General features: G+C 71.2%; 29 protein-coding genes. 10 read left to right on the top strand and 19 right to left on the bottom strand.

Annotation, left to right across the window (positions count from 1 at the left end):
• Window positions 1-157: 157 nt before the first annotated feature.
• Complete coding sequence (locus tag IPZ69_RS38880) at window positions 158-1072, bottom strand: LysR family transcriptional regulator (protein ID WP_235459447.1); 915 nt, start codon at window positions 1070-1072, stop codon at window positions 158-160.
• Between the two features lie 174 nt (window positions 1073-1246).
• Here IPZ69_RS38880 and IPZ69_RS38875 point away from each other — a divergent pair, with 174 nt between their 5' ends.
• The gene (locus IPZ69_RS38875) at window positions 1247-3760 is read left to right on the top strand and encodes a SpoIIE family protein phosphatase (protein ID WP_235459446.1); all 2514 of its coding nucleotides are present in this window, start codon (window positions 1247-1249) and stop codon (window positions 3758-3760) included.
• 20 nt (window positions 3761-3780) lie between these two features.
• On the opposite strand, the gene IPZ69_RS38870 is transcribed toward IPZ69_RS38875, so the two are convergent.
• Window positions 3781-4821 carry a HEAT repeat domain-containing protein gene (locus IPZ69_RS38870; protein ID WP_235459445.1) on the bottom strand — a complete coding sequence of 347 codons (1041 nt, stop codon included), beginning with the start codon at window positions 4819-4821 and terminating at the stop codon, window positions 3781-3783.
• A 153-nt stretch (window positions 4822-4974) separates the two neighbouring features.
• On the opposite strand from IPZ69_RS38870, the gene IPZ69_RS38865 reads away from it, so the two are divergent.
• Window positions 4975-5388 carry a hypothetical protein gene (locus tag IPZ69_RS38865; RefSeq protein WP_235459444.1) on the top strand — a complete coding sequence of 138 codons (414 nt, stop codon included), beginning with the start codon at window positions 4975-4977 and terminating at the stop codon, window positions 5386-5388.
• A gap of 9 nt (window positions 5389-5397) precedes the next feature.
• Here IPZ69_RS38865 and IPZ69_RS38860 read toward each other — a convergent pair whose 3' ends face one another.
• Entirely contained in the window at window positions 5398-6021 is a 624-nt protein-coding gene (locus IPZ69_RS38860) for a TetR/AcrR family transcriptional regulator (RefSeq protein WP_235459443.1), read from the bottom strand.
• 72 nt (window positions 6022-6093) lie between these two features.
• On the opposite strand from IPZ69_RS38860, the gene IPZ69_RS38855 reads away from it, so the two are divergent.
• Window positions 6094-6699 (top strand): peroxiredoxin-like family protein, encoded by a 606-nt coding sequence (locus tag IPZ69_RS38855; RefSeq protein WP_235459442.1) that lies wholly within the window; start codon window positions 6094-6096, stop codon window positions 6697-6699.
• Between the two features lie 7 nt (window positions 6700-6706).
• On the opposite strand, the gene IPZ69_RS38850 is transcribed toward IPZ69_RS38855, so the two are convergent.
• From IPZ69_RS38850 to IPZ69_RS38825, 6 genes are all read right to left on the bottom strand, one after another.
• Window positions 6707-7600, bottom strand: coding sequence for a 3-hydroxyacyl-CoA dehydrogenase (locus IPZ69_RS38850; RefSeq protein WP_235459441.1), 894 nt, complete (start codon window positions 7598-7600; stop codon window positions 6707-6709).
• The gene (locus tag IPZ69_RS38845; protein ID WP_235459440.1) at window positions 7597-8586 is read right to left on the bottom strand and encodes a 3-hydroxyacyl-CoA dehydrogenase NAD-binding domain-containing protein; all 990 of its coding nucleotides are present in this window, start codon (window positions 8584-8586) and stop codon (window positions 7597-7599) included. The genes IPZ69_RS38850 and IPZ69_RS38845 overlap by 4 nt, the downstream gene beginning before the upstream one ends.
• Window positions 8587-8707: 121 nt before the next feature.
• Window positions 8708-9940: a CaiB/BaiF CoA transferase family protein gene (locus tag IPZ69_RS38840; RefSeq protein ID WP_235459439.1), complete on the bottom strand. Its 1233-nt coding sequence runs from the start codon at window positions 9938-9940 to the stop codon at window positions 8708-8710.
• Window positions 9941-9945: 5 nt separating this feature from the next.
• Window positions 9946-11172, bottom strand: a complete 1227-nt coding sequence (locus IPZ69_RS38835) for an acyl-CoA dehydrogenase family protein (RefSeq protein ID WP_235459438.1) — start codon at window positions 11170-11172, stop codon at window positions 9946-9948.
• A gap of 322 nt (window positions 11173-11494) precedes the next feature.
• Complete coding sequence (locus IPZ69_RS38830; protein ID WP_235459437.1) at window positions 11495-11842, bottom strand: hypothetical protein; 348 nt, start codon at window positions 11840-11842, stop codon at window positions 11495-11497.
• Window positions 11843-11939: 97 nt separating this feature from the next.
• Entirely contained in the window at window positions 11940-12521 is a 582-nt protein-coding gene (locus IPZ69_RS38825) for a TetR/AcrR family transcriptional regulator (RefSeq protein WP_235459436.1), read from the bottom strand.
• 120 nt (window positions 12522-12641) lie between these two features.
• On the opposite strand from IPZ69_RS38825, the gene IPZ69_RS38820 reads away from it, so the two are divergent.
• Both IPZ69_RS38820 and IPZ69_RS38815 read left to right on the top strand, forming a co-directional pair.
• Complete coding sequence (locus tag IPZ69_RS38820) at window positions 12642-13082, top strand: tautomerase family protein (RefSeq protein WP_235459435.1); 441 nt, start codon at window positions 12642-12644, stop codon at window positions 13080-13082.
• A complete protein-coding gene (locus IPZ69_RS38815; protein WP_235459434.1) occupies window positions 13075-14085 on the top strand; it encodes a zinc-dependent alcohol dehydrogenase in 1011 nt (336 codons plus the stop codon). Before IPZ69_RS38820 ends, IPZ69_RS38815 begins: the two co-directional genes overlap by 8 nt.
• An 18-nt stretch (window positions 14086-14103) precedes the next feature.
• Here IPZ69_RS38815 and IPZ69_RS38810 read toward each other — a convergent pair whose 3' ends face one another.
• From IPZ69_RS38810 to IPZ69_RS38790, 5 genes are all read right to left on the bottom strand, one after another.
• The gene (locus IPZ69_RS38810) at window positions 14104-15267 is read right to left on the bottom strand and encodes a hypothetical protein (RefSeq protein ID WP_235459433.1); all 1164 of its coding nucleotides are present in this window, start codon (window positions 15265-15267) and stop codon (window positions 14104-14106) included.
• Between the two features lie 66 nt (window positions 15268-15333).
• Window positions 15334-16383 carry a terpene synthase family protein gene (locus tag IPZ69_RS38805; RefSeq protein WP_235459432.1) on the bottom strand — a complete coding sequence of 350 codons (1050 nt, stop codon included), beginning with the start codon at window positions 16381-16383 and terminating at the stop codon, window positions 15334-15336.
• Window positions 16384-16486: 103 nt separating this feature from the next.
• Window positions 16487-17005 (bottom strand): hypothetical protein, encoded by a 519-nt coding sequence (locus IPZ69_RS38800; RefSeq protein ID WP_235459431.1) that lies wholly within the window; start codon window positions 17003-17005, stop codon window positions 16487-16489.
• Between the two features lie 287 nt (window positions 17006-17292).
• Window positions 17293-17775 (bottom strand): hypothetical protein, encoded by a 483-nt coding sequence (locus tag IPZ69_RS38795; RefSeq protein WP_235459430.1) that lies wholly within the window; start codon window positions 17773-17775, stop codon window positions 17293-17295.
• A gap of 74 nt (window positions 17776-17849) precedes the next feature.
• Entirely contained in the window at window positions 17850-18329 is a 480-nt protein-coding gene (locus IPZ69_RS38790; protein ID WP_308407588.1) for an SRPBCC family protein, read from the bottom strand.
• 273 nt (window positions 18330-18602) lie between these two features.
• Between IPZ69_RS38790 and IPZ69_RS38785 the strand changes: the two genes are divergently transcribed.
• The 5 genes from IPZ69_RS38785 (at window position 18603) to IPZ69_RS38765 (ending at window position 22277) form a co-directional block, all read left to right on the top strand.
• Window positions 18603-19352 (top strand): FAD binding domain-containing protein, encoded by a 750-nt coding sequence (locus IPZ69_RS38785; protein WP_235459429.1) that lies wholly within the window; start codon window positions 18603-18605, stop codon window positions 19350-19352.
• A gap of 117 nt (window positions 19353-19469) precedes the next feature.
• On the top strand, window positions 19470-20426 hold the full coding sequence (locus tag IPZ69_RS38780) for a hypothetical protein (protein WP_235459428.1): 957 nt from the start codon (window positions 19470-19472) through the stop codon (window positions 20424-20426).
• Between the two features lie 180 nt (window positions 20427-20606).
• On the top strand, window positions 20607-20906 hold the full coding sequence (locus IPZ69_RS38775; RefSeq protein ID WP_235459427.1) for a hypothetical protein: 300 nt from the start codon (window positions 20607-20609) through the stop codon (window positions 20904-20906).
• Window positions 20907-21405: 499 nt separating this feature from the next.
• Window positions 21406-21666, top strand: a complete 261-nt coding sequence (locus IPZ69_RS38770; RefSeq protein ID WP_235459426.1) for a DUF1963 domain-containing protein — start codon at window positions 21406-21408, stop codon at window positions 21664-21666.
• A gap of 8 nt (window positions 21667-21674) precedes the next feature.
• Window positions 21675-22277, top strand: coding sequence for an O-methyltransferase (locus tag IPZ69_RS38765; protein WP_235459425.1), 603 nt, complete (start codon window positions 21675-21677; stop codon window positions 22275-22277).
• A 29-nt stretch (window positions 22278-22306) separates the two neighbouring features.
• Here IPZ69_RS38765 and IPZ69_RS38760 read toward each other — a convergent pair whose 3' ends face one another.
• From IPZ69_RS38760 to IPZ69_RS38740, 5 genes are all read right to left on the bottom strand, one after another.
• Window positions 22307-22765 (bottom strand): hypothetical protein, encoded by a 459-nt coding sequence (locus IPZ69_RS38760; RefSeq protein WP_235459424.1) that lies wholly within the window; start codon window positions 22763-22765, stop codon window positions 22307-22309.
• Between the two features lie 91 nt (window positions 22766-22856).
• Window positions 22857-23468: a TetR/AcrR family transcriptional regulator gene (locus IPZ69_RS38755; RefSeq protein WP_235459423.1), complete on the bottom strand. Its 612-nt coding sequence runs from the start codon at window positions 23466-23468 to the stop codon at window positions 22857-22859.
• A 47-nt stretch (window positions 23469-23515) separates the two neighbouring features.
• Window positions 23516-24418: a 3-hydroxybutyryl-CoA dehydrogenase gene (locus IPZ69_RS38750; protein ID WP_235459422.1), complete on the bottom strand. Its 903-nt coding sequence runs from the start codon at window positions 24416-24418 to the stop codon at window positions 23516-23518.
• Window positions 24419-24495: 77 nt separating this feature from the next.
• Window positions 24496-25668, bottom strand: a complete 1173-nt coding sequence (locus tag IPZ69_RS38745) for an acyl-CoA dehydrogenase family protein (protein WP_235459421.1) — start codon at window positions 25666-25668, stop codon at window positions 24496-24498.
• A 70-nt stretch (window positions 25669-25738) separates the two neighbouring features.
• On the bottom strand, window positions 25739-26878 hold a 1140-nt coding region (locus IPZ69_RS38740; protein ID WP_235459420.1), incomplete at its 5' end, for an acyl-CoA dehydrogenase family protein.

Here is a 26878-nt window from a genome sequence, read left to right as displayed (position 1 = left end):
GGGGTGTCTTGCTGCATGACGAGCGTCCTCTCGTAGCGGCAGATCCCGCCGGGACGTCGGGGCCGAGCGGCCGTCCCCGGTCATGGGCGGGATGCAGGACACTGTGCCCTCCCGGATTAGGACATGTCCAAGACCAAAAGGCCCCACCGGTGAGACGTCATCCGTCATAATTCTGGTAGTCGCGCGGGGTGGGCAGCACGCGCTCGGCGACGCGCAGCACCGCCTTGAGGGCCGCCGAGGGATTGCCCGTCCGCCAGCCCAGGGCGATCGGCAGCACCGGCACGTCGTCCCCCACCAGTGGCCGGAACACCACCTGCTCCAGGCGGATGGCTCGCGCCGACTCGACCACGACGGCGAGACCCACCCCGGCGCCCACCAGGGCCAGCAGGTTGTACGAGTCGGGGGCCTCCTGGACGATCCGCGGCGCGAACCCGACCTCGTGGCAGGCCTGCACCATGGCCTCGCGCACCGCGGACCCGCGGGCGACGGGGAAGGTCACGAACGGCTCGTGCGCCAGGTCGGCGAACGTGACCTCGGCCCGTTGCGCGAGCGGATGGCTGTCGGGCAGTGCGAGCAGGAGCCGCTCCATCCGCACCACTCGGGTACTGATCCCGCGCCGCACCGGCAGGGCCACGAAGCCGACGTCCAGGGAGCCGTCCGCGATCCGGCCGAGGGCCTCGCCGGTGTACGTCTGGCCTTCCAGGACCAGCTCGATACCGGGGAGTTCGGAGGTGACGGCCCGGGTGAGCAGGGGCAGCGCCGAGTAGCTGCTGGCGCCGGCGAAGCCGATCGTGACCCGGCCGACCTCGCCCAGATGGGCGGCCTGCACGGTGCGGCGCACGGCGGACGCCTCGGCCAGCAGGTGCCTGGCGGGCTCCAGCAGCGCCTGCCCGGCGGCGGTGAGGCGCACGGAGCGGGTGGTCCGGTCGAAGAGCTTGACCCCGAGGTCGCGTTCGAGCAGCCGGATCTGCTGGCTGAGCGGCGACTGGGCGATGTGCAGTCGCTCGGCGGCCCGCCCGAAGTGCAGTTCCTCGGCGACGGCGACGAATCCGGAGAGGTGACGTAGCTCCACCCCACAGACAATGCCAGGGGGGCGATCGACGCGGACCCACGGCACCCGGGAAAGAGCTCCGCCGTGTGTGCGGCGGGCAGTGGGTGCCACAGATCATGGGGGGAGGGACAATTCACCTGTAGGTGCCTCGGGCGTGACGCTCCGGGTGGCACGGACTACGGACGGTGCGACGCGATGTTTGCTGACATCCTGGTGCAGCCTCGGGGGGACGCGTTTGCCGTCGTGGACGCACGGGGCGTGGTGGTCAACTGGAGCCCCGGGGCGGAGCGCCTGCTCGGCTACACCGCACCCCAGGCGCGGGGGCTGCCCGCGGTGAGTCTGCTGAGTACCCGGAGCGACGCGGAGCGGATCGCGGACCTCCGCCCCACCGGGGGTTCCGTCTTTCTCGGCGCGGCAAGGCTGCGACACCGGGACGGCCACGCGGTGGGGGTCGTGATGTGGGCGCACTGCGCCGCACGCGACGACGCGGAGCAATGGCTCGTCCAGGCCGAGAGCGCGGACGCGCTGCGCCAGTACGAACTGCGGCAGGCACTCATGAGGGGCCTGTTCACCGAGTCGCCGTTCATCATCGACGTCTTCGACTCGCGGCTGCGGTTCCTGGCCCAGAACCGTTCGAGCAGCCGTGCCCCGGGCTTCGCCGACAGCATCATCGGTCGCACCATGCGGGAGGTGGCTCCGCCCGGGCTGCTGGACGCCGATTCGCTGGAGGAGCGCCAGAGGCAGGTCTTCGCCAGCGGCAAGCCGATGATCGGTACCGAGGTGCGCGGCCGTGACCCCAGGGAACCGGACCGCGACAGGGTGTGGTCGGAGAGCATCCTGCCCCTGCGCAGCAGCTTCGGCGAGGTGGTCGCGCTGGCCCACATGGTGTTCGACACCACCGAGGAGGCCCGGGCGCGGGAGCGGCTGGACCTGGTGAACGCGGCGAGTGCCCGCATCGGCAGCACGCTGGATGTCCTGCACACCGCCAAGGAACTCACCGATGTGACCGTGCCATGGTTCGCCGACTTCGCTTTTGTGAATCTGCTGGAGCCGGTCTTCGCCGGCGGGGAACCGCTGAGCGGGCCGATCCCGGACACGATGCCGCTCCGGCGGGCCGCCGAGACGATACTGCCCGGGGAACGCTCCGCCATGGCGATCGGTGTGGGCGAGGTCGACCCCTTCGCCGCCGTGTCCGAGTCGGCCACCCTCCGCGCCTTCACCCTGGGCAGACCGCTGCTGCTGACCGGCCCTGAGCTGGATGAGCAGCTGGCGAGAGTGGAGGTGCCGCAGGCCGCGGAGGTCCTCGCGCGCGGGGTCCATTCCTGGCTGGTGGTCCCGATGTACGCGCGCGGTGCCGCGTTGGGTGCGGCGGTGTTCGCGCGCTTCGCCCGCGTGCATCCCTTCGAGGCCGACGACGTCCTGCTGGCCGAGGAGTTCGTGACGCGGGCGGGGATCTGCATCGACAACGCGAGCCGTTACAGCCGCGAACGCGCCACGGCCACCGCGCTGCAGCGCAGTCTGCTGCCGCAGCACCTGCCGGTTCTCGGCTGCGTGGAGAGCGCGTCGCGCTATCTGCCGGCGAGCGGGCAGGTGGTGCTGGGCGGCGCGTGGTTCGACGTCATCCCCTTGTCGGGTGCGCGCGTGGGGCTGGTGGTGGGCGATGCCGGGGGTCCCGGGCTGCACGCCGCGGTCACGATGGCCCGGCTGCGGACTGCCGTGCGCACTCTGGCCGAGCTGGACTACCCGCCCGAGGAAGTGCTGACGCATCTGGACGACCAGGTCAAGCGGCTCCTTGACGAGCAGGGCAGCGCACCGGACGCCGACAAGCGGTCGCTCACGTGTCTCTACGCGATCTTCGACCCGATCACGGGGTCCTGCGCCCTGGCGAGCGCGGGCCACCCCTCGCCGGCTCTGCTGGCCACCGGCGGAGAGGTGAAGCCCATCGACGTCCCCCTGGGCGCGCCGCTGGGCACGAGCAGCATGCCGTTCGAATACGCGCACGTCTCGATCGCCGACGGCGACATCCTGATCCTGCACACGGTGCGGCCGAGCAAGCCCTGTGCCGGCAGCGACGAGACCCTGACGCGGCTCCGTTCGACGCTGTCCTCGCGCCGACCGGCCTCGGGCGCGGAGGATGCCGGCCGGCCCGAAGGGCTCGACGGTCTCTGCGACGAGATCCTGCGTGGCCTTCTCCCGGACCACCTCCAGGAGGACGTGGCCCTGCTGCTGGCGCGGGTGCGCGCCCTGAGTCCCGAGCGCCAGGCGTCCTGGGAGCTGCCCGCCGAACCCGAGTCGGCCGGCCGGGCACGTGGGCTGGTGACGCGGAGACTGGCCGCATGGGGCTTGGACGACCTGGCCTTCACCACCGAACTGCTGGCCAGTGAGCTGGTCACCAACGCGATCCGCTACGGCACGTCCCCCATCACCCTGCGGCTGATCCGCGACCGCAGCCTGATCTGCGAAGTCTCCGACGGCAGCAGCACGTCCCCGCACATCCGGCGCGCCCTGGACACCGACGAGGGAGGACGCGGACTGTTCATGGTCGCGCAGCTCGCCAACCTGTGGGGCACCCGCTACCACAAGCGGGGCAAGACGATCTGGGCGGAGCAGCCGCTCCCGCCCGGCTCGGGCCTCGACGGCGCGGCGGCGACAGCACAGACGGGCCAGCCGGGGAGTCACACCGGCCACCCGGTGACCTTCGCGCCCTGATCCACGCGGTTGCGAACCGGTCAGCGGCCGTCTCGGCGCATCTCGTACCGCCACACCTGATCCAGGTAGTGCTCCAGTGCGCTGCCGGGCGGTACCGGGCGGAGGTCCCGTGCCCCCGCCACGCACCGCTCGTCGTCGTGGCGGGCGAGCCCGTACACGGCCGCTCCCCTGACCTCGGGCTCCGCGTCGCCCAGCAGAGCGGCCATGGCGTCGGCGAGAGCGGGATCGCGGTCCTTGGCGTCCGCGACCGTGCGGCAGGCCAGTTCCCGCACCATCGAGTCCGGGTCGGTCATGTGTGCCAGCAAGGCCTCCCGTGCGGCGGCGGAAAAGGCCGGCACCCATCTGTTGAAGCCGGAGGCCACCGCGCGCCGTATCCGGACGTCGGGATGACCGGCGTACGGCAGGAGGGCCGCGTCGGCTCGCGGGTCGCCATGCTCGGAGACACCGGCCAACACCTGGGTGAGCACGCCGACATCATTCTCCTGGCTCGACCAGTCGACGAAGAGCTCCAGGGCGGGCCCGGCGAACGGGTCCTCCTCGCTCCCGTCGAAGAGATGCGTCAGCCGCGCCACCTCGGCGCCGAACAGCCGGTGGATGGGGTCGGCATGGCCCCGCAACGCCACGGCGGCCTTCCAGGTCTCCTGGTCGCGGCGGTGGGCCAGAAGAATGGTGGACTGCGCCCACACGGCGTGCTCCTGGTCGGGGTGGGCCAACGCGCGCTCCATCAGTTCCTCGAAGGAGGTCCGGATGCAGAGCTTCGGCTCCAGGTACGTGAGGATCGCCGCGTGCCCGTCGCGCACGGTCAGCCCGCCCAGGGAGAGCTCGTCGACGTAGTGGAACTCGCCGTCCTGGACCCGGGTACGAGCGACGGCACCCTCCGCACCCGTGCGGCGCCGCAGCTCCGCCTCGGCGCCGGTGGTGTGCCAGTGCCGGGCGAGATCCCTCATCTCCAGCAGTTCGGACCGGCGTTGATACCACAGCACCTCGTCCTGCAGTACGGCCTCGACCAGCGCCGGCGATCCCGAGTCGACCGCCTCGCGCAGCGACGGCTCAGTGTTCACTGTCCCCCATCAGGCCTCACTCGGCTCTTCACCCGGACCGGCGCTTCGGGGTAGATCCTACGGGCGACGAGCCCGTCCCGCTCAAGATCGAGGAGGCGGACAACGGCGCCCCGGCTCTTGGCCGTTGGGCGCGGGCCGTGAGATCGTCCGCGGGTGACCGACACTGCTGGGGAAACGATTTCGGCGCGGCCCGACGACCGCACCGCGTCCGTTCTGCGCTTCGCGGTGGAACTCGTCGCCTGGGTGGCGACTCCCTGGGCGCTGGCCGGCCACTCGTGGCTGCTCGCCGTGCTGTCCGTGGTGGTTCTGATCGGCCTTCCCACGTGCTTCTCCACCCCGGGTGACAAGGCGCATGTGATCATCGCGGTACCGGGCTGGGTCACGATCCTTCTGGTGCTTCTCCAACTCGTCGCGGCCGTGACTTCCTCGTGGCTGGCCTGGCCTGTGTGGGCGGCGGGCCTCGTGACCCTGACGGCCGTCGTCACCCTCGTCACGGAGCGCCGACGCTGGCGGTGGCTGGCCTCCGGCGAACCGACCCGTCATCCGAGGGGCTCATCCGCCGCCTGAAGCGGCGGCTCACGCGCCGGGGCCGCCGAGGCCGTCGAGCAGCATGGCGAGCCCTCCCAAAAACTCCCGGTCCGCGCCGACCTTTCGGGCGTGCCGGGCGGTCTCGCTCATGTACGGGAACTCCTCGGGCGGCAACTCGGCGATGGCGACCGTGCCCGGGCCGGACAGCGCCCCGAGGTGTTCGAGCTGGATCGCGCCGATGACGTAACTGAGCAGTCCGCGCAGGGCGATGACCCGTCGCTCGCCCTCGATCCCCGCCCCGGTGAGGATGGCGAGCACGGTCTCCGACCAGCGCAGCCCCGCGAGGGAGCGGTGGCGGTGGGTGATGGTGAGGGGGACGACCGCGGGGTGGGCGCCCACGGCGTCGCGCAGGCGTCGCGCCATGACCTCGATCTGTTCGCGCCATGACGTGCCGGGGCCGGGCGGCTCGGTGTCCACGGCGCTCAACACGTGCTCGACCACGAGCCTTTCCAGTTCCTCACGGTCATCGACGTATCGATAAAGACCCATGGTGCTCATGCCGAGTTCCTGGGCGACGGCGCGCATCGACAGTCCGGCGAGCCCGTCGCGGTCGAGGACGGCGAGCGCGGCCGAGGCCAGCCGAGTCTGGGTGAGGGAACGTGGTCGTGGCATGACGGTTGACAGCGTACGGCATACGCCTACACTGGTAGGCGTATGCCGTACGCTTACAGAGGGGGAACGTCCATGTCTGTGTCCCACGGCCCGATGCGGCCCGGCTCCACCGTGAGCGAGCGACGTCTCGCCGCCGTCTCCGGTGCCGAAGTCGCCGTTCCCGACCCCGACCGGCTGGTCCACGTCCAGTTCCGACGGTTCGCCGGCTGCCCGGTGTGCAATCTGCACCTGCGGTCGGTGGTACGACGACACGAGGAGATAGCGGCCGCCGGAGTCCGCGAGGTCGTCGTCTTCCACTCTCCCGCCGACGAACTCCGGCCCCACACCGCCGACATCCCGTTCGCCGTCGTCGCCGACCCCGACAAGCGGCTGTACGTGGAGTTCGGTGTGGAGCGGTCGACCCGCGCCCTGCTCGACCCGCGCGTCTGGGGGCCGGTCGTCCGGGCGGTCGTCAGCGGCTCGTGGCAAGTGGCCCGCGGGCGGGAGCGCCTGCCCGCGAACCGCCCGCACGGCGGCCGGCTCGGCCTTCCCGCCGACTTCCTCATCGCACCCGACGGCTGCGTGCTCGCCGCCAAGTACGGCGAGCACGCCTACGACCAGTGGTCGGTCGACGAACTGCTGGAGCTGGCGGCGGCCCGTACACCGCATGCGCCCTGTACGAAGCCCGCGGCTCGGTAGGTGACGGTCAGACCGGCAGCACGGCACGGGCGATGCCGGTGAGGTTGCCCTGCAGGAGGAGGATCTCCTTCTGGTTCGACCCGTCGAGGTCGGCCGCGTAGATGTTCCCGGCCAGGTCGGTCACGTACATGTGGCCGTCGTCCGGATCGAGGGCGAGGCCGATGCCCTCCATGAGGTGGGTCACCAGGATCTCGGGAGTCCCGGGCCCGTCCGGCGAGTCCATCGGCGCGCGGCTCACGGTGTTGCCCCGCGGCGGGTCCCCGCGGTCCGTCCAGTACAGCGTGCGCTCCGCGAGGTCGAACTCCAGGTCGATCGGCTCCGGCAGGCCGTCGAACAGCACCTCGATGTCGCCGCGTTCGGCCGGGCTCTGTCCGGCCGGCAGGTCGATCCCGGCCCGCAGGATCCTCCCGAGCCCCGCGTCACTCGGGCCCTTCTGGGACCAGTAGAGGTGACCTGCGGCCGGGTCGACGGCGACTCCTACGCACCACTTGGTCTCGTCCCGCTGGTCGTCCGCGCCCTGTCCCGTCTGTACGAGGATCTCGACGTTCGAGCCGTCGAGGTCACAGCGCATCACGCGCATGCCCTCGCGGTCGCCCCAGTACAACTTCCGCCCGACGGCGTCGAAGTGGAGTTGCTTCGGCGTGTGCGTGCCGCCGCTGGGGACGATCGTCGTCCGGTCGCCCCCGTCCAGGTCCACGCGCTCGATCGAGCCGTCGTTCTCCGCGGGAACACCCATGTTCGTCCAGTAGACGTGCCCGGCGGCGACATCGACGGCGACCCCGTCGGGGATCCGGCACCCGGAGACGATCACCTTCTTGTCGGAGCCGTCGGGGTTCACGGAGAACAGGCGGCCGCCGCTGCTGGCCTCAAGGACGAACAGTCTCTCCTGGCCGCGCGTCACGGTGCGTCCTTCCCGGGGCGGTCGGCCGCGGCGCCGCGCGGTCCGGACGGATCGTGCTCGGCGCGCACGGCCAGCAGGGCCGAGAGCATCGCGTCGCGCCGGGCGGCGAGTTCGTCCACGGAGTGGCCGTCCGCCTCCGCCAGCACGCCGTTGACGATCGTTTCCCCGAGCTCCGGCGTGAACTCGGGGGTGCCCAGGTCCTGCCAGGACTGCACCATCCGCGGCATGAGGGTCTCCATGAAGTGCTGGATGCCGCCCGCTCCCCCACCGAGATGCCACAGCAGATGGGGCCCCATGACGCCCCAGCGGAGCCCCGGCCCCCAGGACACCGCGTCGTCGGAGTCCGCCACGTCCAGCACGCCCTGCTGGACCAGGTAGACGACCTCGCGGTACAGCGCGGCCTGGATCCGGTTGGCGACGTGCCCGGGCAGCTCCTTTTTCAGGTGGATCGGCTTCTTGCCGATCGCGGCGTAGAACGCCATGGCCTCCCGGATCGTCTCCGGAGCGGTCTTCGTTCCGCCGACGACCTCGACCAGCGGGACGATGTGCGGGGGGTTGAAGGGGTGACCGATGACGGTCCGCTCCGGGCGCCGGCACCCGGCCTGGATGGCGCTCATCGTGATGCCCGACGAACTCGACGCGATGATCGCGCCCGGCGGCGTGGCGTCGTCGATGTCGGCGAACAGCTTGACCTTGAGCTCGGGTCGCTCCGGCGCGTTCTCCTGGACGAAGTCGGCGTCCCCGACCGCCTCGCGCATGTCCGCGGTGAAGCTCAGTCGATCGGGCGAGGCTCCGGGCGCGAGCCCGATCGAGGCGGCCGCGTCCCAGGCCGCCGCCACGTACGACCGCAAGGCCTCCTCCGCGGTGGGGGCGGGGTCCGTGGCCGTCACGTCGAAGCCCCGGACGAGATAGTGCGTCGCCCAGCTGGCACCGATGGTGCCGGTCCCGACGATCGCCACGCGGTAGACGGGTCTGTGCGCATTCATGGCTGGCCACTGCTCCTGCGAGTCGGACGCGAACGGTACGGGGACGGGGACGGCATGCGTACGGTCGGCACGCCGCGGCGGGGCCCGTGCAGCGGTGCCTCGGCCGCCACGGGCGCCGGGCTCATCCCGAAGCCCCCGCTTCCGTCGCCGCGGGGATCGCTCCCTCGGTCCGCAGCTCCTCGATCTCGTCGGCCCCGAATCCCAGCTCGGCGAGGATCTGGTCGTTGTGCTCGCCCAGGTCCGGTGCCCGCTTGGCCGGGACCTTCGGGACGCCTCGCAGGTTGACCGGGCTGTTGACGGTGTACTCCAGCCCGCTGACCCCTTCCAGCGGAACGACGATGTCGTTGGCGCGCAGCTGTGGATCCCGCGCGGTCTCCTCCGGCGTCTGGATGAGGCTGTAGGTGATGCGCTCCTGGTCCAGTACGTCCTGCCAGTGGGCGAAGGGCCGCGCGCGGAACTCGGTGTCGAGCAGCTGGGACAGTACGGCGGAGTTCTTGGCGAAGCCCTCGACGTCCGCGAACCGGGGGTCCCCCAGCAGGTCGGGGTGCCCGATGGCCCGCGTCAGACCGGGCCAGTGCTGAGGTGAGGCGACCAGCATGAACCACTCGCCGTCCGAGGTCGTGTAGGGGTTGACCAACGGGTTGACCGGCGCCTTGCGGTCATGGAGCTGGAACGGCGTGCCGTTCGCGAGCGCTCCGGACACCAGCGTTCCCGTGGCCCAGACACCCGCGGCGAGCAGCGACGTCCCGACACTGCTCCCCAGCCCCGTCCGCTCGCGGCGGTACAGGGCGGTCACGATCGCCGCGTAGATCGCGATGCCGGACATGTAGTCGCCGCTGCCCCACACGGGCACCGTCGGCGGGGCTCCCGCGTCGCGGGTGGAGGCCAGCAGCCCGCTGCGCGACCAGTAGGCGGTCAGGTCGAAGCCCGGCTGCGTGGCGTCGGGACCGGCGTCCCCGAAACCCGTGATGTCGGCGTAGACGACCTTCGGGTTCCAGCCCGAGACCTCGTCGTAGCCGAGGTGCAGCTTCTCGCGTGTGCCGTGCGGGAAGTTGGTGATGACGACGTCGGCCCACTCGACGAGGCGCTTGAGGATCCTGGTGCCCGCCGGGGACTTCAGGTCGATGACCATGCCGCGCTTGTTGCGGTTGGCGAGGTGCCAGCTGTAGTTGGCCTGTGCGCGGGGGCTGGGCGGCAGGGAACTCAGCCGCCGCTGGGGGTCGCCCTGTCCCGGCGGCTCGACCTTGATGACCTCCGCTCCGAAGTCGGAGAGCACGGTGGCCGCGGCGGGACCCGCGATGAAGCTCGACACGTCGAGCACCTTCAGGCCGGTGAACACGGATTCGGTCGTCATCGTCGTCACCTCACGAAGGCGCTCAGGCCGCCGGTGACGGCACGCCCGACGATCAGGGTCTGGATCTCCCGAGTGCCTTCGTACGAGTAGAGGGCCTCGGCGTCGGCGACGAAGCGGCCGACCTGGTAGTCGAGAACGATGCCGTTGCCGGCCAGGAGCTCCCGCGCCCACCCCACGCTCTCGCGCATCCGCACGGTGCAGTAGGCCTTGGCCAGGGCGGACTGCTCGTCCCGGTAGACCCCGGCGTCCTGCAGCTGGGCCAGGCGCGTCACCATCCCGCACGAGGCCGTGGCGTTGCCGAGCATCTTCACCAGCAGGTCCTGCACGAGCTGGAAGCTCCCGATCGGGCGCCCGAACTGCTCGCGCACCTTCGAGTACTCCAGGGCGATCTCGTAGGCGCCGAACATCACTCCCACCGACTGCCACGCCACCCCGCTGCGCGTCCGGCGCAGGATCTCGGCGGTGTCCTTGAACGAGTTCGCGTTCTGCAGCCGGTTGGCCTCCGGAACACGGCAGTTGTCGAGGACGATGTCGGCGTTCTGCACGATCCGCAGCGCCATCTTGTTCTCGATCTTCGTCGCGGTGAACCCGGGGGTGTCCTTCTCCACGACGAACCCGAGGACGTGCTTCGTCTCGACATCGCGGGCCCAGACGACGACCAGGTCGGCGAACGTGGCGTTGCCGATCCACCGCTTGGATCCGTCGAGGATCCATCCGTCGCCGTCGCGCCGCGCGGTCGTCAGCAGTCCGCCGGCCACGTCGGAGCCGCCGTGCGGCTCGGTCAACGCGAACGCGCCGATCTTCTCGAAGCGGCTCATCGCGGGCAGCCACCGCCGCTTCTGCTCCTCGGAGCCGCAGCTGATGATGGTGCCCATGGCCAGACCAGAGTGCACGCCGAAGAACGTCGCCAACGACGCGTCGGCGTGCCCGAGTTCCAGCGCGAGGAACCCCGCGAAGAGGTTGCCCGGCTTGGATTCCGAGGAGTCCGGGTCGGCAAAGTTCAGCAGACCGAGCCCGCCGAAGCCCTCGACCAGCTGGAAGGGGAACTCGGCCCGGGACCAGTAGTCGTCGACGATCGGGGCGGCCTTCGTACGGAGGAACGCACGGACGGTCTCGATCTTCTCCCGCTCCGCGTCCGACAGCAGCTCCTCGAAGGCGTAGAAGTCGGCGGGCAGCGCTCCACTGTCCAGGTACGGACCGGACGGTGCGGGCAACTCCTTGTTGCCGCTCATGGCAAATCTCCCTCGCGCGCTGGGGGCATGGCTCGGAGCTCCGCGCCCGGCGTAACGGTTCTCCGGCGCGATTAAACGCTGGTCGCAGGCCGGTCCCCCGGACCCGCGCCGCCCACGGCTGCCGTTTGCGGCGCGGACCACCCGAGTGGACTGTTGCCCCAGGTCGGGTGGCATGAGGCGGGGCGGCGGGGACCGCGACGAGGGCCACTGCGGCATGCGGAACGGCCCGTCCCGGAGTGGGACGGGCCGTGGAAACGTCAGAACCCGGTGATCCCCGCGGTGTCCTGCGCACGGTCCTGCCGCAGGACGCCGTGCGACACGGCTATCGGACCAAGATGATCACGAAGGATCCGTTGTTGAAGCGGTGATCGAAGCGGTGGTCGAAGCGGTGGCCGAAGCCGTTGTTGAAGCCGTTGTTGAAGCAGAACCCGGGGTGGTTGAAGCAGAACCCGGGCCGGCCGAAGCCGAACCCACCGTGGTTGAAGCCGAACCCGCCGCGGTTGAAGCAGCGCCAGTCGTCGTGGCCGAAGCACGAGTCGGTGGTCACCCGGGTGTGCACGGCGGGGGCTGCCGCCTCCGCCGTACCCGCCGCGCCGACGGCGGCGCCGCCGGCCATCACCAGGCCGGCCGCGGACGCCGCGACGAGACGCCTCACGCTGTGTGCTCGCATGATGGACACGCCCCTTCCTCCATCGTCTCGCGCGGCTCTCGGCGGCACGAGAGTGGCCCTACCTCCTGTACGTCGGCGGCGCCGATTTGGATTGCGCTCAGCGGCACAGTCTGAGAATGAGCGCCTGCAACTGCTCGGCGGTGCGGTCGAGGGGCTGTGTGCTGCGCTTGGCTCGGCACATGGCGACCGTTCCCTCGACGGCCGCGACGATGAGGGTCGCGAGCTGTGCCGCTTCCTCGGGCTCGGCGCCGTGGTCGCGCAGTGAGGCGGCCAGCAGGCTCTCCCATTCCTCGAAGACGGCGGCGGCGGCGAGCAGAGCGGCGGGCGTCTCGTCGGTGGGGGGCTCCTCGATGGAGACGGCTAGGACGGGGCAGCCGGCCCGGAAGTCGGTGTCGACCACGATCTTGCGCCACAGGCCGAGGAAGGCGCGCAATCCGGCGACCGGACCGGCTTCGAGCTCCTTGCGCAGGCTGCGGGCGATGAGGTCTCCCGTGTACCGGACGGCCTCGGTGGCCAGCTGCTGCTTGCCCTCGGGGAAGTAGTGGTACGTCGAGCCGAGCGGCGCCCGGGCGTGCTTGGCCGTCTCACGGATGCTCGTCGCGTTCAGGCCGCGCCGACTGATCATGTCGGCCGCACCGGCCACGATCCGCTCGCGCGCCGTCCGGCTGGGCTGTGTCACGTACGCGATCCCTTCCGACCCCACTGGCTATAACGACCGTCATAGTCTAGCGTGACCGCCGTCTATAACGAGTGTCATAGACCTCGTACGCCGTCGAACGAACGGAAGAGAGGCACGCCCATGCCGTCGATCCGGCTCACCGCCCCGGCCGGCGCCCTGACCGAACAGGGCCGCCACAGTGTTCAGCGCGACCTCGCCTCGGTGCTGCTGCGCTGGGAGGGCGCACCGGACACCGCGTTCTTCCGCGCCCAGGCGTGGAGCTACCTCGTCGAGCTGCCGGAGGGCGCGCAGACCACCGCCGAGGACGACGCGCCCCGCTTCCTGGTGGAGGCCACCGTCCCGCAGGGCGCCCTGTCCGAGCGCCGCAAGGCCGGCTTGGTCGAGGAGGCGACGCGGACCGTACTGGCCGCCGCCGGACTCACCCCGGACGACGCCCTGCGGGTGTGGGTGCTGGTGCACGAACAGCCCGACGGCACATGGGGCGCGGGCGGCTCCGTCATCCGCCACGCCGACCTCGTCGCCCTGGCCGGGCGAGGCGAGGCGGGCAAGAGCGATGCGTGAGCTGACCTACGTCGCCCGGCGCACGGTCGCATGGCGCGAGGCACCCGACCCGAAGCTCCGGTCCGCGCGGGAGGCGATCGTCGCGCCGGTGGCCGCGACCCCCTGCGACGTGGACTCCTCGATCCTGGCCGGTCACGGCTTCGTCGAGCCGCCCTTCGCCCTCGGGCACGAGTGCGTCGCCACGGTCGTGGAGACCGGCGACGCCGTCACCGCCGTGGCCCCCGACGACCTGGTCGTGGTGCCCTGGTCCATCAACTGCGGTACCTGCGACCGCTGTCGGGCAGGACTGACCGCGCACTGCACCGCCGTGCCGTACATGGCGATGTACGGCGCACCGATCGGCGGCGACTGGGGCGGTCTCTTCTCCGACCTGGTCCGGGTGCCCTACGCCGACGCCATGCTGGTGCCGCTGCCGAGCGGCCTCGACCCGGTCGCCATGGCCTCGGCCAGTGACAACTGGTCCCTGGCCCGGCGCCTGGTCGCGCCCCATCTCCAGGCGCGCCCGGGAGCCCGGGTGCTGGTCGTCGCCCGCGGCAGCATCGGCCTGTACGTGTGCGACATCGCCCGCGCGCTCGGCGCCTCCGACGTGCTCTACGTCGATCCCGAGCCCGAACACCGTGCCCTCGCCCGTGCCTTCGGGGCCGCCACCGCCGAAGTCCTGGAACCGATCCCGCAAGGCTTCGACATCGCCGTGGAGGCCACAGGCCGTGTCGACCAACTCGCCCTGGCCGTCAAGTGCCTTGCCCCGGAGGGGATCTGCGAGAGCGCGGGCAATCACTTCCGCCCCGGCGAACTGCCCCTGCTCGACATGTACCTCACCGGCGTCACGCTGCGCGTCGCCCGCGACAACGTACGCGCCCACATTCCCGACGCCCTGGCCCTGGCCGCCTCCGGCAAGGTCGCGCCCGAACGGGTCGTCTCCCACATCATCGACTGGGAGGACCTGCCGACCGCGCTGCCGGAAAGACACCTCAAGCCCGTCTTCGTCCGGGCCGACGAGTGAACGCCCCACCGGTGAGGGTCAGGAGCGGTCGGCCGGGCGCAGCAGCGGAGCGTACTGGCGGGCGCGGTAGTGGCTGATGCGGCGTAGCTCCGTGACGGCGTTGGTGGGGGCGCCGGGGTGCTGGGCCGAAGAGCGGGCCGTACCCAGCAGGGTGTAGGCGATGTGGACGTGGCGCTCGCCGTCGATGAGGTCGGCGTGGAGCAGGCCGGTCCGGGCGTGGGCCAGGGCGGGGTGCCGGTCGCGGAGTTCCGCGGCGGGCGTGGGCAGTTCCGTGAGGACTCGGGCGAGTGCCTGCCGGTAGTGGCGGTAGGTGAGGTGCGTCCGCCCGCTCAGGGGCCGCGGTTGGGCGGGGCTGTCCGGTTCGGGGGGTGTGGTCTCGTCGCCGTGCTGCGCCGCCGGCAGGGCGCAGGCGTGGGCGACGGCGGCGGGCATGCCCTGGACGCACACGGTCGCCTGCGTCAGGGCGTCCGCGGCGCGTTCGGGCTGCCGGCGCCGTACATGGGTGACGGCGCGGGTGAGGAGAGCGGCGGCGGTCGCTTCCAGGAAGAAGCGGCAGTGGTGACCGATGAACCATCGCTCCGCCCCCGCACCCAGCGGGGGTTCCCCCTCGGCCTCGGTGGGAGGCAGAGATGCGGTGCGCGACGGCCGGATCTCCGTCTCGGCCGAGCCGACTCCCGCGACGTCCGCCCAGTACTCCATCGCCTGCCGCAGGGCGGCCAGTTCGGCCGCCGCGTCATGCGCGCCGAGCGGAGTGTGAGCCAGGTCCATGACGGCGCGGCCCAGGACGCCCAGGCCCTCGGCGAGCGTCTGGCAGGCGGTCAGGGGCAGCGTGCGCGTACGGAAGTCGGAGAGGCCGGGTGTGTCGGCCGGTTCGGCGGACGCCTCGACCGACGCCCCGGACACGCTCACGCCGAGTTCCTCCCGCAGTCGTGCCGCGAGTCCCGCGGCGGTGAGGAGGTGGGTCGGCAGCGCCGACCGGCCGCTCCATGGGTCCGCCGCCGTCAGGGTCTGGGCGAGCCGCGCGCGAAGCGCGGCGGCCTTCGGACCCGAGGACGCCGTGGCCGGCGACATCGCGGGGACGGGCATGGGGAACGCCACCACGGGAACCTCGTCCGGCGTCCCGGACGGCTCGCGACCGCAGGTGGACCGCCGGAGCGTACGGCGGAGGTCATTCATGTTCATGCGGCCCTCCCAGCAGATGGCGCGGCACCGTCCAAGTGCCGGGATTCAGTGCCGCATCCGTGGCGTTCACGTCCACCACCAGCTGATGGAGGGGACACACAGGCGTTCGCGGGCGGGGCCGGGGCGCGGGGCCGCGAGCGTGGCGCACGGCATGGTGACGGGATCTTCGGGGTGGATGTAGCGGGCGCAGGTGTACGACCAGTCGAGGTTGGCGCGGATCCATCGGTCCAGGCCCGTCAGGTACGCGGCGAGGCCGGGGGCGGCGTCCTGGTCGGTGTCGCGCCGAAGCACCAGATACCGGGTCAGCACCTGGTCCCGCAGGGCGATGACTTCCTCGACCGCCTCGTCCTGGCTGAGTTGGTGATGGTGCGTCAGGACGTTGAGGAGGCGCAGCGGTTGGGTGCTGCGGCGGGACTCCTTGTGCTGGGAGATGATGTCGTTGTCGACCCCCACCATGATGGACATCATCTCGGTCAGCGCCTTGACCTCGGGTCGGTGGAGTTCGGCCGGGGTGGCTTCCTGACCGTGCAGGACGTCGAGCAGGGCCGCGCAGGGGCCGAGCCCGCCGGAGTGGATGCGCATGGCCATGTAGTCGTTGAGGTCGGGGACCAGCCCCTTCGCCCGAAGCCCGGCCTCCCACACCTGACCGAACAGGTACATCCGCATCGCGTGCGCCCAGCGGGCGATCTGGGTGTCGGAGGCGACGCAGGCGAGGCGCGACCGGATGTCCCGCAGCGCGGTGGTCCACGGTTCGTCGCCGAACATCCGCTCGGGCTCGGGTGTCTCGGCCACCCGCAGCAGCCGGGCGGCGAGTACGGCCAACTCCTCGGGGCTGGCACCGTAGCGGCCCTCGCTGCACCACTCGTCGTCGAAGGAGAACAGCCATATGAGGAAGTGCGCGTAGAGTCGTATGGGCTCCTCGTCGGCGTCCGCCGCGACGCGGGAGGCCAACTCACCCGCGCCGGAGGAGGCGTTGCGCGACAGCTGGGCCGGGGACCGGTACAGCCGCATGCGCATCATCCAGTCGACCGCGTCCTCGTGGATCCGCTGCCACGACGGGTGAATCGCCGAGGGGAGCGGGCACCACACGGCGGGCACTGTCCGTTCCGCAATCATCCCCAACTCACTCCAGGGTACGATGATCCGCTGAGACAGGCAGGGTCGGGCACCCGGCCGGTTGCCGGGCGACATGGGCCCGGCCAACGGCGGGACGTGCCGGTCAGAGACGGTTCGGCTTGAAGGTGAAGTGGGCCGACGCCGTGGCGAAGACGGAACCGGCGTCCACCACGGCTCCGTCGAGGACGTCGGAGAGAAGGGCGGCGAAGTCGGACGTCACCTTCAGGTCGGTGTCCTCGACGCTGAACGACGTCTCCAAGGCGTTGGCCCTGAGGGACTTGAGCAGGGAGTAGCCGAACGCCTCGATGCGCTGCCTGCTGCTGTCCGCGCTCGTCTTGACCGCGAACACGACCTTCCCGGCGGGAAGCGTCCCTTGAGGGTCGGTCAGCTCGATGAAGGCTCCGGCGGCGTCCTCCAGCCGTAGCCCGCCCTCGAAGCCGGCGTACCCCTTGCCGATCGCGCTCACCTCCGCGCTGCCCACGGTGAAGTGCGCGCCGGGGACGGTCGAGTCGTCGAGCGGTGCGGCCGGCGCCACCGCGGTGACGGTGATTCCGGCGTCTTCGAGTCCGCTCCACACGGTCGGGTCGAGTCGGAGCTTGGCGGTTCCAGTGGCCTTGGACATGCTGACCTCGCTGCTGTGCATCCATCGCGAGACGGGACACCCTGAGCGTCACACCGCCGCGCGGCCGCCGCATCAGCACACCCTCGGGGCGGCACACCTCAACACCCGCCGCTCAGGCCCGCGAAGACCTGGGATCACGGCCCTGGCCTCGGACGCGACCGTGCCCCGGGTCCTGACTCGACCGTGCCACGGCTCTTGATCCGAACAGGTGACTTGGAGGCAGGCGATGACGTCCACGAGGGCCTCGCCGCGCAGCGCGGTCAGGGCCGGCGGCTGCCCGGGCCGCCCTACGGCAGCAGGCTCAGGAGCTGCCGCGTATGACCGGGGAGCTCCACCTCCGCGAGGCCCGCGAGGAGGTCCCTGAGCGGCACGGGCCGATCGAGCAGGAGCTTGTCGTCGGACAGGAGCAGGGTGGGCAGCACGGCGTCGAGTTCCGCGTCGCTCAGCATCGGACCGCCGAGGGCGCACAGGGCGTCCGCCTGGATGCGGATGCGGTCCCGGAGCCCCGCGTTGCCACCGGCGAGCGCGATGACGCGTTCGAGGGTCCAGGTGTCGAGCGCGGCACGGTTGTCGTACGCGGTGACCGCGCCCGAGGCGACGGAGGACACCGCGGTGATGGTGGCGGCGTTGATCAGGGAGACGTGCGCCAGGATCTGGTCGGCGTTCCACTCTCCGGCCGGCGGCACGGGCGGCGTGTCACCGGAGTCGGCCACCGTGGCGGCGGCGTCCAGCAGGGCACCGTAGGCGTCCCGAAGCTTGGTGGTGTCCATCGTGTCTCTTCTTTCTGCGGACGTGCGCGGAGGGAGGCGGAACGGATACGCGAAGGGCTGGGGCGACTGCCGTCTCACGTGTGCGCGCGGTACATCTCCCACGGCGCCTGCGGGAGGACGTCACCGGTCTCCAGCAGCGACTTGAGGTTCGCCAGCACGGCCGGCCAGCCGTGCGAAATGCCCTTGAGCATGTCCGGGTTGGGCAGGTTCTCGTGGGTCACCGTGAGGCGGACGATGTCCTGGTGCGGCTCCACGAGGAAGGTCACCACCGACGGCTCCCTCGACGGTTCGGCGTCCGGCGAGTCCTCGAAGGTGATCACCAGGCGCGTGGGGGGCTCGGCCTTGAGCACCTCACCGACGACATCGACGGCACCCGACCCGTCGACGCGCCGGTGCTCCCAGGACGAGCCGGGCCGCCAGTCCGAAACGTTGGCGTGTCCCCAGTAGCGCGCCGTCAGGTCCGCGTCGGTCAGTGCCTGCCACACCTGCTCCGCGCTCGCGCGGATGTAGGTCACGTAGACGTAGGCCGGTACGGATGTGGATGCATCGGTCATGACGTACTCCTCTGCCTGTTCTTCATGGCGCTGATCGCTCGCGCAGCGTCCGGCCGCGAGGCTCGCACCTCCATTATGCAGGTAGATGCCTGCATAATGTCAACGCGGAGCGCCCCGGCCTGGGCGCCGGCCGCCCGATGGGCGCTTCGTGGGCAACGGTGAGCCCTGTATGCGCCCCCGCGTGCGTGGGCAGAATGCGCCATGTCGGCGGTCATCTGGCTGAGTCAATGCGTCCCGCATGGCCCAGCGTTCGAGGAAAGCAGGTCCGCTCCCGTGCTGTTGCGTCTCCCCAAGTCCGTGTCCGAAGCGCAGGAGTGCCTCTCCGAGGGGGCGGTGCCGATCGGCGGCGCCACCCTCGTGTGGGCCGCCTGGCAGCGCGACGGCTTTCCCGACCAGGCCGTTTCGCTGCGTGACGTGCCGGAGGCCAACGTCGTCGGGCATGAGACGCTGGGGGCCGCCGTGATGCTGAATCAGATCGGCGATCCCCTGCCGGAGGTGCTGCGACGGGCGGCGGCCTCGGTGGGGACGGGAGCCGTGCGCCGTACCGCGACGGTCGGCGGCAACCTCGTCGGCAGCACACTGCGCTGCCTGCTGCCCCCGGCCCTCGTACTGGACGCCCGATGCACGGTGCTCGGAGCGCGCTCCCTCTACGAGACCGACCTGGCCGAGGTCGTGGCCAAGCGCCACGTCCTGCTCAGCCTCCACTGGAAGGAACCGATAGCCAGCGGGTACCGCAAGCTCTCCGGCGAGGCCGGCGGGGAGCCGCCCCTGGTCGTCGCCACCGCCCTGCACGCCGACGACGAGGGGGGACGCACCCGCCTTCGTGTCGCCGTTCGCGACGGCTACGAGGTGATCAGCGACAGCACCGTGTACGACGCCGATGGCGACCCCGACACCGAGCAGGTCCTCGACGCTCTGCGGGGCACGGAGATCGGCTCCCTGCACACCACGGCCTGGGACGTCATCGGCGAAGAGGTCACGACACTCATGGCTCGCTCGGGGGGCCGGAACCCCCGGGAATGATGGGTGGCGCGTGCACACGTCTCGCCGTACGAGCGAGTAGGGCACAGTGACACGTGCAATGGATAACGATCGCGGCGCACACCTTGCGCGCCCGCTGATCACCTCTAGCCTCCGGACATGGCATTTCTCTCAAGTCGCCGCAGAAGGGCACGCCTCGCCCCCGAGCTGGACGACGTCGCCCTCAAGCGGCTGCTGAAGTCGCTCCAGGCGACAACCAGCACAGGCACGATCGCGACGACGGATCTGTGTACGGCCCAGATATCCCGTCTCCTGGACCAGGAGACGGTCGACTGGGACCGTCGTACGCACCAGCTGTCCGTCCTGGCGTTCAGCCTGTCCGAGTCGCACGTGCCTCGGGCCTGGGCCACGCGTGAGCCGGGCAACGTGAGTGCGCTCGTGCTGTTCGCCTGGGCGCATCTCGTACGCGGACGCTCCCAGGGGAACCTGGAGGATGCTGATGCCATCGCCAAGAGCTGCTTCCGGGCCGCCGAACTCGCGCCGGCGGATCCCACTCCCTGGGTGGTGCTGCTGGGGCTGGCGCGGCTGGAGCGCCGCAATCAGTCGGAGGTGTTCGGCCTGTGGAACGAGGTGCTGAACCGCGACCGCTGGAATCGTGAGGCGTACCTGAGCATGCTGGGCTATCTGGGCCCGGAGGAGATGGGGTCGCGCATCCAGGTGCTGGACTTCGTCGACGCCGTCCGCGCCCGTACGCCCGAGAACGCGGCCTGCGCGGCGACGGAACTCACCGCCCAGGTGCTGCAGTACCACTCCGTCCTCACCCTGGGCGGCGTCGAGGCGCTCATGGCACGCAAGCACTGGACCCACGCCACGGCCGCCCAGGCCCTGGACCGTGCCGCCGGCAACTGGGCCCGGCCCGACTTCTTCCAGCACGCGGCGGCCCTGGCCGACCTGAACCTGCTCGCCTACGCCCTGATGGCCGCCGAACGGCGAGGCGAGGCCCGTCCGGTCTTCGAGGCCATCGGCGGCACGGTCACCGCCTGGCCCTGGCGCGTCGACGGCGACCCGCTGTCCGAGTTCGAGAGGGCGCGCGCCCGGGCCACGAACGGGCTGTGACAGGGGCGCCCCCACCGGGAGAAGGAGCGTGTGCTGGGCGCAGAGGGTCGAAGGGTTCCCGTGCCGCGCCTCCGCACGCTCTTCGCCCCGGGCGCACCCCCGCGGGACGATGCCGAAGCGGTCGCCGGCCTGTGACCGCCGTGCGGGCGGGTCGTACCCGATGGGGACCAGGAGGGGAACATGGCTGTCGTGATGTCCATGAGCTGGGCAGGGGTGAGCCCTGAGCAGTACGAGACGGTGCGCGAGGCGGTGGGGTCGGAGGAGGTCGCACCCGTGGGCGGCCAGGTGCACGTGGCCTGGTTCGACGACCACGGGTTGCACGTGATCGACGTCTGGGAGTCGGAGGAGACCTTCCAGACCTTCTTCGCCGAACGACTGGCCCCCGCGGTCGAGAAGGCCGGCATCACCGGCACGCCCGAGAGCGATTTCGCTCCGCTGCACCGGCGCTTCATCGCCCCCGGGGTCAGCGGAGCCGCGTGACACAGCCCCAGCCCGGGAGAGGAGGCGGCGGCCCACCCCGCGGCCTCCTCCGCGAGCGGAAGCTGATGGGATGCCGATATGGAGTTCGACGACCCCGCAGGCGTCCGTCGCCTGTGTTCCGAGCGGCTCGGCGAGGAGGCCGGCCGGCAGTTCGCGGCCCTGTCCCGCCGCGGCTTCCGGCTGGAGCCCGGCACCGCCTGGCCCGAGCTCCAGGGCGTCCCGCTCTCCCTGCACGCCGTCCTCGACACCGACGCCCTCGCGCCCTGGCTCGGGGACGAACTACCCACGCGCCCCGGCCTGCTCAACTTCTCCCACCTCGACCCGGACATCCCGTACGAGGCATTTCGCGCTCTGGACGTCTCCGGTCCCGAGGTGGGCCGAGTGATTCCCGCGGACCCCGCACGAGCGGTCGAGACAGCCGCACCCGAACGTCGAGGACGACGACATCGCCTTCGACCCGGACGAACACTGGGGCGCGCCCTCCCTCATCCTCACCGCCATGGACGACGTCGACGGGAACACCGCCGGCCGCCACCGCGCCTTCGGCTGGCCCGACACCTCGCACGGCTCCCCGGTGACCGCTCGCGACTCCGACGGTCCCGCCGTCCAGCTGCTGCAACTCGCGGAGGAAGCCGAGTTGGGCTGGGGCTGGGGCGACGCCGGGACGATGTACTTCACGATCCCGGCGAAAGCCTTCGCGACCGGCGACTTCGGCAAGGCCGACATCGAACCGTTACGGCTTCGACGGGCGCGGCCATAATGCACCGCATGTCGATTCAAGGAACCGACGCCTACCAGGACTTCACGACTCTGCCCGTTCTGGTGCGGCGGGCCGTCGCGGCGGCGCGTCGGCACGGGTTCGCGTTTTCCTGTCGGCCCGAACAGGGACGCCTGCTCCAAGTGCTGGCCGCCGGGGCCCCGAACGGCATCGCCGAGACGGGAACCGGCTGTGGTGTCGGCCTTGCCTGGCTGGTCTCGGGTGCGGCCCCGGGCACCCGGATCATCAGCGTCGAACGGGATCGGGCACGGGCCCGCATCGCCGCGGACCTCTTTCGGGACTGCCCGCACGTCCAGGTGCTCCACGGCGACTGGCGACGCGTCGAAGAACACGGACCGTACGACCTGCTCGTGCTCGACGGCGGGGGCCAGGCCAAGGGCGACGGCGCCGCGGACCCGGCTCGCCTCCTCGCCGCCGGCGGCACGGTGGTGATCGACGACTTCACGCCGGCCACCACCTGGCCACCCCATTTCGACGGCGCACCCGACCGGCCCCGACTGCACTGGCTCGAACACCCCGAACTCCGGGCCACCGAACTCCGCCTCGCGCCGGACCTCGGCGTGATCGTGGGTACGCGACTGCCGACCCGCTGAGGGCCGGCGACCTTCCGCTCCGAAGGAGATCAGGCCGGTCGATCGATGGACGAACTCGGCTTGTTCGTCGGCGCGGGGGCGTCCTCGAAGACGACCAGGTGCCAGTCGCCCTTCTCGCGCAAGACGGTGAACCTGTCCCGCACGGCCCGACCGCTCTTGTCCGTGGCCTCGACGCGGGCGCTGCCCACGTCCGGGCCGAAGTCGTACTCGATGCGGACGTTCTTGACGGTCCAGCCCCGTCCGCCCTTGTCGGCGAGGATCCGCGCCGCCTCGCGTCGAGACCAGGCCGCGTCGGGCACGCCGCCGACCGTCATCAGGTCGTCCGCGCTGCGCCTGTTGAGCGCGTCGACATAGGCATCGACGGCCTGGCGTGCTTCACCTGGGCGGGCGGTGTCGCTGTGACCGGACGAGCAGGCCGGAACGAGGGCCAGCACGGGCACGACGGCCACGGCGGCCAGTAAGCGTCGGCGTTCGACGGCAGTTCGCATGGATGAATCCCCCTGATCATGGTCATGAGCTGATGGCACAGGCCGAATTGGTCGGTGTCAGCCTGCACGGGCTTGCCCGGCCCCGTCGTGGTCACTCGGTCGGCATGGCCTCCGGCAGGCCCAGTGCGGTGGAGATGTGGCGCCAGACGGAACCGAGCGCCGTGTCGAGGGTGACGGTGGGGTCGCGCAGCATCAGGCGGATGCCGTATCCGTCGCTCAGGGACAGGACGAGCGTACTGAGGTCGTCGACGTCGGTCGGGGTGAACTCGCCCGACGCGATGCCCCGCCGGACCGCGTCGGCCACCCAGGCGTGCAGTTGGGCGTACAGGTCCACGGCGAAGACGCGGGTCGTCTCGTCGCGCAGCGCCCGTGCCCACAGTTCCTGCCACAGGCGCCAGTCCTGGCGCAGTTCCGGGTCGGTCGGCAGCAGGCTGCGCACGATGCGGGCGAGGATGAGCGAGGCCGGTGCCGTTCCGGCGTCGCGTTCGACGTCGACGGCGGTGTTGGCGAAGGAGTGGGTCATCGCCTCGGTGAACAGCTTCTCGCGTGTGTCGAAGTGGTAGTGCAGCAGGGCGGTCGACACACCGGCCCGCTCGGCGACCATGCGCATCCTGATCTTCTCGAAACCGATCTCGGCGATGGCCTCGCACGCCGCGGTCAGGATGCGCTCGCGTGTGTCTGCCGTGCGCACCTTGCTGGACACCCTGCGGCTCCCCTCGTTCGACGGTCGTACGCCATGACCATTTTCCCTCACGGCCGCTCCTGCGGTACCGCCGCCTCGCGCTCCGGCCGGCCGGCGTACGTGTGGAAGCCCCGCCCCGATTTTCGCCCCAACAGGCCCGCCTCCACCATCCGGGACAGGAGAGGGGGCGGCGAGTAGAGCGGCTCGCGGAACTCGGCGTACAGGGATTCGGCGATGGCGCGGGTGGTGTCCAGGCCGATCAGGTCCGTCAGGGCCAGCGGTCCGAGGGGGTGCGCGCAGCCGAGCACCATGCCCCGGTCGATGTCCTCGACGGTCGCGCTGCCCGACTCCACCATGCGGACGGCGGCCAGCAGGTACGGGACGAGCAGCGCGTTGACGATGAAACCGGCCCGGTCCTGGGTCCGTACGACCTCCTTGCCGAGCGTGCCGGTCACGAAGGCCTCCGCGCGTGCCGCCGTGTCGGCCGAGGTCAGCAGCGAGGGGACGAGTTCGACCAGGCGCAGCACCGGCACGGGGTTGAAGAAGTGCACGCCGACGACGCGATCGGGGCGGCTGGTGGCGGCGGCGAGCCGGATGACCGGGATCGAGGAGGTGTTGGTCGCGAGGATGGTGTGGTCGCCGGTGACGACGGCGTCGAGGCGGGTGAAGACGTCGAGCTTGAGCGCCTCGTCCTCCGCCACGGCCTCGATCACCAGGTCGTGGTCGTGCAGGGCCTCGATCCGGTCGACCACCGTGATCCGGGCCGCGGCCGTCTCGCGTCGTTCGGCGGTGAGCCTGCCGTGGGCGGCGGCCCGGTCGAGCGAGCGGGCGATGCGCAGGCGGCCCCGGCGGGCCGCCTCCGCGTCACGCTCCACGACCGTCACCGGCATGTCGGCCCGCGCGCAGACCTCGGCGATGCCCGCGCCCATGAGGCCACAGCCGACCACACCGACGCGCTTGATGTCGGTCATCCGATCTCCTCTCCGATCCGGCCGGGGGAAGGGGCCGGTAAAGGGGCCGGGGCGCGTGGCCCCGGCCATGGTCAGCGTCAGGCGACGGGCAGGTCCAGGACTCCCGTCCCGCGCCGGACGAGCTCGTTGGCGATGATCAGCCGCTGGATCTCGGACGTGCCCTCCCAGATCCGGTCCACGCGCAGCTCGCGGTAGAGCCGCTCGACGGCGTACGAGCGGTCGTAGCCGCGGCCGCCGTGGATCTGCAGGCAGCGGTCGATGACACGGCCGGAGGCCTCGCTCGCGGAGAGCTTGGCGATGGCCGCCTTGGCGTGCAGCGTCTTGCGGTCCTCGGGCGAGGCCTGGTCGATCTCCCAGGCGACCTGGTGGGTGTAGGCGCGGTTGACGGCGATGTCGACGGCGCAGTCGGCGAGCATCCCCTGGATCAGCTGGTACGAGGCGATCGGCGCCCCGAACTGCTCCCGCTCCACCGCCCAGTCACGGGCCAGTTCCAGGGCCCGCTCGGCGGCGCCCGTCGTACGGGCCGCGATCATCAGGCGCTCCTCGGTGAACCACGAGCGGGTGATGTCGTACCCCTCGCCGATACCGCCGAGCACGGCGTCCTCGCCGACCTGGACGTCGGTGAAGGTGAACTCGGGGTGCTCGTAGACGAAGGTGTGCATGAAGCGCGGCACGCGCGTCATCTCGATGCCGGGGGTGTCCTTGTCGACGAGGAACAGCGTCGGCGCGCGCTCCGGGCCCGCCGCGGCGAGCACGATCATGAAGTCGGCGTGGTCGCCGACGGTGACGAACCACTTCTCCCCGTCGAGCACCCAGCCCTGGTCGTTCTTGGTCGCGGTGGTGGCCAGGTTCTGCGGGTCCGAGCCGGCGCCGGGCTCGGTGACCGCGTAGCAGTCGCGCCGCTCTCCCTTGATCACCGGGACGAGGAAGCGCTCGCGCTGCTCGGGGGTGCAGAACCGCAGCGCGTTGGCGGGCCGCCACACCATGTCCCACAACGCGCCGGTGAGCCGCCCCAGTTCCTCCTGCACGGTGACCTGCTCGGCGATGGTGAGTCCGGCGCCGCCCCATTCGGCCGGCATGTTGACGGCCTGGAGTCCCGCCTCCAGGACCGCGTCGCGGATCTTGGCGTGGGCGCTCGCCGGGAGGCCGTTGTCCTCCTCGCACGGGAGCTCGTACGCGGTGATGAAGTCGGTGAGGGCGCGCGCGTCGGCCTTGAGCTGCTCCTGGCGCGGGGTGAGGCGGAAGTCCATGGAAGTCCTCGCTGTGCGGTGAAGGGGTGGAAGGCGGCGGTGGTGCGCTCGTCGAGAGGGGTGGCCGGCGTCAGTGCGTGGGCAGGGCCAGCGCGCCGGTGCCGCGCTTGATGAGCTCGTTGGCGATGATCAGCCGCTGGATCTCGGACGTGCCCTCCCAGATCCGGTCGACGCGCAGCTCGCGGTACATGCGCTCGACGGGATAGGTGCGGTCGTAGCCCCGGCCGCCGAAGATCTGCAGACAGCGGTCGGCGACCCGGCCCGCGGCCTCGCTGGCGGCGAGCTTGGCGGTGGACGCCTTGGCGTGCAGTGTCTTGCGGTCGGTGTACGGCTGGTCGGCCTCCCAGGCGACCTGGTGGGTGTAGGCGCGGTTGACGGCGATGTCGACGGCGCAGTCGGCGAGCATCCCCTGGATCAGTTGGTACGAGGCGATCGGCGCCCCGAACTGCTCCCGCTCCACCGCCCAGTCACGGGCCAGTTGCAGCGCCCGTTCGGCCGCGCCGACGGTGCGGGCCGCGATCATCAGGCGTTCGTCGGTGAACCATTCCTTGGTCAGCTCGTAGCCGTTGCCGACGCCGCCGAGCACGTCCTCGTCGGCCACGAAGACGTCGGTGAAGGTGAATTCGGGATGCCCGTTGACCGCGGAGTGCATGAAGTGCGGCAGCCGGGTCAGCTCGACGCCGGGCGCGGCCTTGTCCACGAAGAACAGGGTGGCCAGCCGTTCGGGTCCGGCGTCCGCCTGCACCAGCAGGAAGTCGGCGATGTCGCCACAGGTGACGAACCACTTCTCCCCGTTGAGCAGCCAGCCGCCCTCGGTGCGGGTGGCCGTGGAGGTGCCGGAGGACGGGTCGGAGCCCGCGCCGGGCTCGGTGACGGCGAACGCGTCGAACTTCTCCCCGCGGATCACCGGCAGCAGGTACTTCTCGCGCTGCCGCTCGTCGCCCTGGGCGAGGACGTTGGCGGGCCGCCAGGGGATGTCCCACAGGCAGTTGGTGACCTTGCCGAACTCCTCCTCGACGATGACCTGGTCGAGGAGGCTGAGGCCGGCGCCGCCCCACTCGGCGGGCATGTTGATGGCGTAGACGCCGGCGTCCATGGCGGCCCGGGTCAGTTCGGTCACGAGCTGCGGCGGCAGGGGTCCGCCGGCCCGCTCGGACTGGTCCTCGTAACGCATGAGCAGGCGTGCGTAGTCGGCGGCGCGGCGCTTGAG

Origin of the sequence: Streptomyces olivochromogenes (genome assembly GCF_021538895.1) — a bacterium.
Lineage (GTDB): Bacteria > Actinomycetota > Actinomycetes > Streptomycetales > Streptomycetaceae > Streptomyces > Streptomyces olivochromogenes_A.
Note: the sequence above shows the minus strand (reverse complement) of the source record. Positions and strands in the feature narration are given on the sequence as shown.